Origin of the sequence: Shigella sp. FC1967 (assembly GCF_001743005.1) — a bacterium.
Lineage (GTDB): Bacteria > Pseudomonadota > Gammaproteobacteria > Enterobacterales > Enterobacteriaceae > Proteus.
Genome location: NZ_MIIZ01000273.1, coordinates 1 through 250 on the forward strand (window position 1 = coordinate 1; position 250 = coordinate 250).

The 250-nt window shown below is 53.6% G+C and carries 1 rRNA gene; it reads left to right on the top strand.

Annotated elements, in window-relative coordinates:
• A 23S ribosomal RNA gene (locus BHE89_RS02490) occupies positions 1 to 250 on the top strand; the annotation flags it as partial.

The following is a 250-nucleotide window of genomic DNA, read 5'->3' on the forward strand; positions in this document are numbered from 1 at the left end:
AAAGAAAGCGTAATAGCTCGACTGGTCGAGTCGCCGCGCGGAAGATGTAACGGGGCTAAACCATGCACCGAAGCTGCGGCAGCGACACTTATGTGTTGTTGGGTAGGGGAGCGTTCTGTAAGCCTGCGAAGGTGTACTGTGAGGTATGCTGGAGGTATCAGAAGTGCGAATGCTGACATAAGTAACGATAATGCGGGTGAAAAACCCGCACGCCGGAAGACCAAGGGTTCCTGTCCAACGTTAATCGGGG